Genomic DNA, 9,131 nt, shown 5'->3' on the forward strand with positions numbered 1-9,131 from the left:
GAACAGCGCCACCTCGACCGCGAACAACGCAGGCTGCGTAAACCCGGTCTCGCTCAGCGCACCGGCGTCATCGCCGAACAGCACCTCCCGCAGCGAGCCGTCCATCCGCTCCAGCACCGCATCCAGCGCCTGAGCAAACACCGGGAACCGGCCGTACAACTCACGACCCATCCCCACCCGCTGCGAACCTTGACCCGAGAACAACACCGCCAACGACCGGCCGGTCGAAGCCCTGCCCCGAGCCACCTCGGTCACCGCATCAACACCCGCATCGGTACCGGCATCAGCACCGGCCAGCAGCACCGCACGGTGCGCGAACGTCGACCGGCCCGTCGCCAGGGAGAAGCCCACATCGGCCGGGGACAGCCCCTCCAACGCCGACACCCGCTCCAGCTGCTCCGCCAGCGCATCCTCGGACTTCGCCGACACCAGCCACGGCACCACGGCAGGCGCTACCGCAGGCGACGGGGTCTGTGACGCTGCGGGCTGCTGCTCAGCAGCGGCCTCGCCCGGGCTCGCCTGCTCCACGATCACATGCGCGTTCGTCCCACTGATGCCGAACGACGACACACCCGCGCGCCACGGCCGGTCCACCTCGGGCCAGGCCCGCGGCTCCGTCAGCAGCTCCACCGCGCCGGCCGACCAGTCCACGTGCGACGACGGCGCTGCCACGTGCAGCGTCTCCGGCAGCACGCCTTCCCGCATCGCCATGACCATCTTGATCACACCGGCGACACCGGCCGCGGCCTGCGTGTGGCCGAGGTTCGACTTGACCGAGCCCAGCAGCAACGGCCGCTCGGGGTCGCGGTCCTGCCCGTACGTGGCCAGCAGGGCCTGGGCCTCGATCGGGTCGCCGAGCGGCGTGCCCGTACCGTGCCCTTCGACGACGTCCACGTCCGACGCGGCGAGTCCGGCCGCGCGCAGGGCCCGTCGGATCACCCGCTGTTGCGAGGGGCCGTTCGGGGCGGTGAAGCCGTTGGACGCGCCGTCCTGGTTGACCGCGGACCCGCGCACCACGGCCAGGACCTGGTGGCCCCTGCGGCGGGCGTCCGACAGCCGTTCCAGGACGAGCATGCCGACGCCCTCGGACCAGCCCGTGCCGTCGGCGGCGTCCGAGAAGGCCTTGCACCGCCCGTCGGACGCCAGGCCGCCCTGGCGGCTGAACTCCATCAGGGAGCCCGGGGTGGACATGACGTTGACGCCGCCGGCGAGTGCCAGCGAGCACTCGCCGGACCGCAGGGCCTGCGCCGCCATGTGGAGGGCCACCAGGGACGAGGAGCATGCCGTGTCCACGGTCACCGCCGGGCCCTCCAGGCCCAGGGTGTAGGAGAGCCGGCCGGAGGTGGCGCTGGCGGCGATGCCCGTGCCGATGTCGCCGGTGGCGTCTGCCAGGGACCGGACGAGGAGGTAGGCGTAGTCCTGGCCGTTGGTGCCGACGAAGACGCCGGTCTGGCTGCCGCGCAGCGACACCGGGTCGATTCCTGCGCGCTCGAACGCCTCCCAGGACGTTTCCAGCAGCAGGCGCTGCTGCGGGTCCATCGACACGGCTTCGCGCGGCGAGATGCCGAAGAAGTCGGCGTCGAAGTCCGCGACGCAGTCGAGGAATCCGCCCTTCTGGCTGACGCGGTTGCCGCGCTGGTCGACGCCGGCGTCCCGTAGGGCGTCGAGGTCCCAGCCGCGGTCCGCCGGGAACCCGGCGATGGCGTCCGTTCCGGATGCCACCAGGTCCCAGAGGGCCTCGGGCGAGTTCACCCCGCCCGGGTAGCGGCAGCTCATCGCCACGATGGCAATGGGCTCCGTGGCCGCGGCGACGAGCTTGTGGTTCTGGCGCCGCAGCCGTTCGGTCTCCTTCATCGAGGACCTGAGTGCTTCGACGACTTTCTCGCTAGGCGTGGTCATTGTCAGCTCCGTCGGTCCCGCTGTCGGTCAGGGAGTTGCCGTTCAGTGCGGCCCGTACGAGGTCGTCGACGCCCATGGCGTCGATGGACTCGTCGTACGCGGCCTCGGTGCCCTCGCCGTCGCCGGCTGCGCTGTCGCTGCCCGCCCGCGTGCGGTCGGCGAGCTTCAGCAGCGGCTCCAGCACGCCGATCTCCCGCAGCTGGGCGATGGAGATTCCGGCCAGCAGCGACCGGATGCCGGCCTGGTCCACGTCGTCGGCGTCGAGCGCGTCCTCGTCGCCGTCCCGGTCGTTCCGGGCGCCGCCCGGTACGAGCTGGTCCAGCATGTGTCCGGCGAGGTCGAGCGGCGTCGGGTGGTCGAACACGAGGGTGGCGGGCAGGCTCAGTCCGGTGGCGCCGTTGAGCTGGTTGCGCAGCTCGACGGAGCTGAGGGAGTCGAACCCGAGGTCCCTGAACGCCCGGTCGGCGCCGACCGCGTCCACGTCGCTGTGGCCCAGTACTTCCGCGACCCGGGCACGCACGATGTCGAGGACGGCCGCGGAGCACTGTGCGGCCGGCAGGCCGGCCAGCTTCTCGCGCAGGGCGGGGCCGGCCGTTTCGGCGTCCGGCGCGGCGGTGCCGGCAGTGGCCGGCTGCGCGGGGGCCGGCAGCTCGGCCAGCAGGCGGCTGGGCCTGACGGTGGTGAAGGCCCGGACGAACTGCCCCGGCTCGACGTCGGCGACGACCGTGGTGGCGTCGGCGCTCATGACCACCTGGCGCAGCGCGGTGACGGCCAGGTCCGGGTCCAGCGGCCGGATGCCGGTGCGCTGGGCCAGGACGACGGCCCGGCTGTCGGCGGCCATGCCGCCCCCGCCCCAGGCGCCCCAGGCGATCGAGGTGGCGGCGAGGCCGTGGGCGCGCCGGTGTTCGGCCAGCGCGTCCAGGATGGCGTTCGCGGCGGCGTAGTTGGCCTGGCCGGGGTTGCCCACCGCCGCGGAGGCGGAGGAGAACAGGGCGAACACCGACAGGTCCAGGTTCCTGGTCAGTTCGTCCAGGAGGAGTGCCGAGGCGACCTTCGCGTGGAACACCGACTCGAAGCGTTCCGGAGTCAGGCTGTCCAGCACACCGTCGTCCAGCACGCCCGCCGCGTGGACGACGCCGGTCAGGGGCGCTTCCTGCGGTATGGCGGCGAGGACGGCGGTCAGCGCCTCCCGGTCGGCCGCGTCGCAGGCCGTGATCGTGGCCTGGGCGCCCAGTGCGGCGAGTTCGTCGCGCAGTTCCCGTGCGCCGGGGGCGTCGGGGCCGCGGCGGCTGAGCAGCACCAGATGGCGGGCGCCGGCGGTGGCCAGTCGGCGGGCGACCTGTGCGCCCAGGGCGCCGGTGCCGCCGGTGACCAGCACGGTGCCGGCCGGGTCCCAGGTGCGTACCGGCTGTCCGCCCGGTACGGGCACCAGGCGGCGGCCGAAGAGGGCCGCGGGCCGCACCGCCATCTGGTCCTCGCCGTCGGGGTCGGCGAGGGCTGCGGTGAACCGGGCGCCGGAGCGCTCGTCCATGGCCTCGGGCAGGTCGATCAGGCCGCCCCAGCGCTGCGGGTACTCCAGTGCGGCGACCCGGCCCAGGCCCCAGACGCCGGCCTGTGCCAGTCCCGGTACGGACTCGGAGCCCGACACCGCGACCGCGGCGCGGGTGACGCACCACAGGGGTGCCGCGATGCCGGCGTCGCCGAGGGCCTGTACCAGTGTGGTGGTCAGGGCCAGACCGGCGGGCACGCCGTTCGCGTCGGACGTCGTGTCGAGGGCGAGGAGGGAGACCACGCCGGTGAACCGGCTGCCGCCGTCGGTGTGCTCGCGCAGCCGCTCGGCGAGGGCCTCGCGCTTGGGGTCGGCCACGTCGATGCACACGGTGTCGGTGCCCAGGAGGGCGACGACGTCCTTCACCCAGGCCTGGTCGGTGTGGACCGCGGGGACCACGGCGAGCCAGGTGCCGGTCAGGGCGGTGGTGCGTGCCCTGCTCAGCGGCTTCCAGGTGACCAGCTGGCGCCATCCGTCCACGGTGGCCTGGTCGCTGCGCCGGCCGCGCCAGTCGTTCAGGGCCGGGAGCACCTTGGACAGGGAGTCGCTGTCGACGTTCAGGGTGGCGGCCAGGGTGTCGAATTCCTCGCCCTGGATCGCGGACCAGAACGCGGCGTCCTCGTGGCTCGCGACGGGTGCCGTGGAGGGCTTCGTCTCGGGCCAGAACCGCTGGCGCTGGAACGCGTAGGTGGGCAGGTCGACCCGGCTCGCCCCGGTCCCGGCGAAGAAGCCGGACCAGCGCGGGCTCATGCCGTTGACATGCAGGCGGGCCATGGCCGTGACGATCGAGGCTTCCTCACCGCGGTCCTTGCGCAGTGCCGGTACGGTCACCGCCTGCGGGAAGGCGCCGTCGAGGGTCTCCTGGGCCATCGCGCACAGGACGCCGTCGGGGCCGATCTCCACGAATCGCGTCACGCCGCGCTCGGCGAGGGTGCGTACGCCGTCGCCGAAGCGCACGGCCCGGCGGATGTGGTCGACCCAGTAGGCGGGGTCGCACACCTGCTCCGCGGTGGCCGTTGCACCGGTCAGGTTCGACACGAGCGGCAGGGTCGGCGCAGCGTACGACACGCTACGAGCGACCTGCCCGAAGTCCTCAAGCATGGCGTCCATATGCGGTGAGTGAAATGCATGGCTCACCCGCAAACGCCTAGTCTTTCGTCCTGCGGCGTCGAAACCTTCGCTGATGCGCAGCACGGCGGCTTCGTCGCCGGCGATGACGACGGCGTTCGGGCCGTTGACGGCGGCGATGGAGACGCCTTCGGTCAGGCGCTCGGTCACCTCGTCCTCGGTGGCCTGGAGGGCGACCATCGCGCCGCCCGTGGGCAGTGCCTGCATCAGGCGGGCGCGTGCCGCCACGAGGGTGCACGCGTCCTCGAGGGTGAGGACGCCGGCCACGTGGGCGGCCGCGAGTTCACCGATGGAGTGTCCGGCCACGAAGTCCGGGCGCATGCCCCAGGACTCCACCAGCCGGAAGAGGGCCACCTCGATGGCGAACAGCGCGGGCTGGGTGAATCCGGTCTGGTTCAGCAGCTCCTCGTCGCCGGAGATCACCTCTCGCAGCGGTCGGTCCAGTTCGAGGTCGAAGCGCGCCAGGACGGCGTCCAGCGCCTCGGCGAAGACCGGGTAGCGGCCGTACAACTCCTGGCCCATGCCCAGTCGTTGCGAGCCCTGGCCCGAGAAGAGGAACGCCGTCTTTCCGCCCGGTACGGCCCGGCCCTGGACGACCTGCGGGGTGCCGCGGCCGGCGGCGAGCGCCGCCAGGCCCTTGAGTAGCTCGTCGTGGTCGCCCGCCAGGACCGTGGCCCGGTGCTCGAAGGTCGAGCGGGTCGTGGCCAGGGAGTGGGCGAGGTCGGCGACCGCCAGGTCGGGGTGTGCCGTCACGTACGACAGCAGCTGGGCCGCCTGGTTCCGTACGGCGTCCGGCGTGACGGCGGACACCGGCACGGGGACCGGGAGGGGGGTGTGCCGCTGCGTGCCGGTGTCGGCCGGCAGGGCTCCTTCCCCGGCGGAGGGAGCTTCCCCGGTGGACGGGGCTTCCCCGGTGGACGGGGCTTGTTCGAGGATCACGTGCGAGTTGGTGCCGCTGGCGCCGAAGGCGGAGATTCCGGCCCGGCGCGGGCGGCCGGTCTGCGGCCATCCTGTCTCTTCGGTGAGCAGCTCGACCGCGCCGGCCGACCAGTCGACGTGGGTCGACGGCCGGTCGATGTGCAGGGTCCTGGGCAGGACGCCGTGCCGCATCGCCATGACCATCTTGATGACGCCCGCGACGCCCGCCGCGGCCTGCGTGTGACCGATGTTGGACTTGACCGAGCCCAGCAGCAGCGGCCGCTCGCGGTCCCGTCCGTAGGTGGACAGCAGTGCCTGGGCCTCGATCGGGTCGCCGAGGGTGGTGCCCGTGCCGTGGGCCTCGACCGCGTCCACGTCCACCGGCGACAGGCCGGCGTTGGTCAGGGCGCGTCGGATCACCCGCTGCTGCGAGGGGCCGTTGGGCGCGGTGATGCCGTTGGACGCGCCGTCCTGGTTGATGGCCGAGCCGCGCAGGACGGCCAGCACCTGGTGGCCGAGCCGTTGGGCGTCCGAGAGCCGTTCGACGACGAGGATGCCCACGCCCTCCGACCAGCCCGTGCCGTCGGCGGCGTCGGAGAACGCCTTGCACCGGCCGTCGGGGGAGAGTGCGCCCATCTCGCCGAACTCGACGAACGTCACCGGCGTGGACATCACCGTCACACCTCCGGTGAGCGCCACCGAGCACTCCCCCGAGCGCAGCGCCTGTGCGGCCAGGTGCAGCGCCACCAGGGACGACGAGCAGGCCGTGTCCACGGTCACCGACGGCCCTTCCAGGCCGAGGGTGTAGGACAGCCGGCCGGAGAGCAGGCTGGCCGACTGCGCCGTCTGCGCGTGGCCGATGTGGCCGGCGTCGGGGCGGTAGTCGCCGCTGCCGCCGCCGATGAACACACCGGTGTCGCCGCCGCGCAGCACGGCCGGGTCGATCCCGGCCCGCTCCAGGGCCTCCCAGGCGGCTTCGAGCACGATGCGCTGCTGCGGGTCCATGACCATCGCCTCGCGTGGCGAGATCCCGAAGAACCCGGGGTCGAAGTCGGCCGCGTCGTAAAGGAATCCGCCCTGCTGCGTACGGGTGCGGCCCCTGCCGTCCTGGTCGCCGCGGGAGAGCCGGTCGAGGTCCCAGCCGCGGTCGGTGGGGAATCCGCCGATGACGTCCACTCCCCCGCTGACCAGCTGCCACAGGTCCTCGGGTGAGCGGACGCCGCCTGGGTAGCGGCAGCTCATGCCGACGATGACGATCGGGTCGTCGGCGACGGCCCCCGCGTGGCCGGCCGGGCCGGCCGGCGCGGGCTGTTCGCCCCGCGCGTCCTGTGCGTCCTGCTCGCCGAGGAGTTCGGCGCGCAGGTGCTCCGCCAGCAGCGCGGGGGTCGGGTAGTCGAAGACGAGGGTCGCGGGCAGGCTCAGACCGGTGGCGGTGGCCAGCTGGTTACGGAGGTCGACCGCGGTGAGAGAGTCGAATCCGAGGTCGCGGAACGCCTGTCCGGACGGGACGGCGTCGGCTCCGGCATAGCCCAGGACCGCCGCGACTTCGGTGCCGACGAGGGTGAGCAGCAGCTCGGTGCGGTCGGCCGGGGAGAGCCCGAGGAGCTCGCCGCGCAGGGCAGAGGCGGTGGTCGCCTTGCCCTGCTCGCCGTCCGGGGTGTCCGCGACGGCCTGCCGGGCCTCGGGCAGCTCCGCGAAGAGGGAGCTGCGCCGGGAGCGGGTGAAGGCCGGTGCGAAGCGGTCCCACGCCACGTCGGCCACGGTCACCGCGGCCTCGCCGTCGCCGGTGGCCCGGCCGAGCGCGGCCAGTGCGCGCTCGGGGTCCATGGCGGGCAGCCCGTTGGCCCGCAGGTGCGCGGCGAGACCGTCCTGGGCGGAGTCCGCCCAGGCACCCCACGCGACCGACAGAGCCCGGGCGCCGTGTGCGCGGCGTCGCTGTGCCACGGCGTCCAGGTAGGCGCTCGCCGCGGCGCCGGCGCTCTGGCCGGCGATGCCCCAGATCCCGGAGATCGACGAGAACAGCACGAACGCGTCGAGCTGCCGGTCGCCGATCACCGCTTCCAGGCTCTCGACGTCCGCGTGGACCTCGGAGAGGAACACGTCCGGCTCCTGCGGTGCGGAGCCGTCGAGTGCCGGCTGCCTGTTCTCGCCCGTGTGGACGACCGCGGTGAGCGGGAAGCGCTCGGGGACCGAAGCCAGAGCTGCGGTGAGCGCCTGTCGGTCGGCCACCTCGCCGGTGGCCAGGGTGAGTTCGGCGCCCAGGTCGGCGAGCTCGGCCCGTAGTTCGGCGACGCCGCTGCTGGCTGTTCCGTCGGATCCGGCCGCCGCTTCGGTACCGGCTGTCTCCTCGGTGCCGAGCAGCAGGACGTGTTCGGCGCCGTGCCGGGTGAGCCAGCGGGCGACGTGACCGCCGAAGCCCTTCACCCGGCCGGTGACCAGCACCGTGCCGGCCGGCTGCCAGGGGGCCTCGGCCGGGGCCGCGGGGACCCGGACCAGTCGGCGCGCGAAGGCTCCGGAGGGCCGCAGGGCGACCTGGTCCTCGCCGAGCGCGCCGGACACGATGCCGCGGAACCGGTCCACCGAGCGCTGGTCGAGCACGTCCGGTGCGTCGATGAGGCCGCCCCACCGCGTGGGGTGGCCCAGGGCGGCGACGCGGCCGAGCCCCCAGACCGCCGCCTGGGCGGCGCTCTTGAGCGTCTCGGAACGTCCCACCGACACCGCACCCCGGGTCACGCACCACAGGGGGGCGTCGATTCCGGCGTCCGCCAGCGCCCGCAGCACGGCGTCCGGCCATGCCAGGCCCGTCGGCAGGCCCTGATCGCCGGGCGCGGCGGCGGTGGCGAGCAGGGAGACGACGCCCGCGTACGCGGTGTCGTGGTCGGCGAGCCGCTCGGCGAGGCCGGCGGCATCGGTGACATCGGTTTCGACGCACACCGTGTCGGTGCCGACCGCTCCGACGACTGCGGAGAACCACGCGTCGTGCGCCTGCCCGGCGGGGAGCAGCACCAGCCACGTGCCCGAGGGGACGCTGCCCGCTGCCGTACCGGTCAGGGGCTTCCAGCTCACGCGGTAGCGCCAGCCGTCCACGACGGACGACTCGTTCCGCTTGCGGCGCCAGGAGGACAGGGCCGGCACCAGGGCCGACAGAGCCGCGTCGTCCAGGTCCAGCGTGGACGACAGCGACTCCATGTCCTGTCGTTCCACCGCCGCCCAGAACGCGGCGTCCACGGCGTCCTGCTCACCGGCGACAACCGGTGCGGTCGCGCGCTCAGGCCAGTACCACTCGCGCTGGAAGGCGTACGTCGGCAGGTCGACGCGGCGCGCACCGGTACCGGCGAACAGGGCCGGCCAGTCCACGTCGACGCCCGCCACGTGCAGCCGGGCGAGGGCGGTGAGCAGCGAGGTCTCCTCCGGCCGGTCCTTGCGCAGGGCCGGTACGACCACCGTCTCGTAGCCGTCAAGGCTCTGCTGGGCCATGGCGGCGAGTACACCGTCCGGTCCCAGTTCCAGGAACGCGGTCGTACCGGCCTCGGCGAGCGCCTTCACACCGTCGGCGAAGCGGACGGCCTCGCGGACGTGGCGCACCCAGTAGTCCGGGCTGCAGACCAGCTCCGCGGATGCCACCTCACCCGTCACG

General features: G+C 73.6%; 2 protein-coding genes. Both read right to left on the reverse strand.

What is annotated here, in order from left to right; genetic code table 11:
- The coding region (locus AB0G59_RS28880) for a type I polyketide synthase (protein WP_360917670.1) at positions 1–1,899 on the reverse strand (1,899 nt) is incomplete at its 3' end.
- The gene (locus AB0G59_RS28885) at positions 1,886–9,118 is read right to left on the reverse strand and encodes a type I polyketide synthase (protein WP_360917673.1); all 7,233 of its coding nucleotides are present in this window, start codon (positions 9,116–9,118) and stop codon (positions 1,886–1,888) included. The genes AB0G59_RS28885 and AB0G59_RS28880, both read right to left, overlap by 14 nt.
- Between the last annotated feature and the right edge of the window lie 13 nt (positions 9,119–9,131).

This window comes from Streptomyces sp. NPDC021096 (assembly GCF_040641275.1).
In the GTDB taxonomy this organism is placed as follows: Bacteria; Actinomycetota; Actinomycetes; order Streptomycetales; family Streptomycetaceae; genus Streptomyces.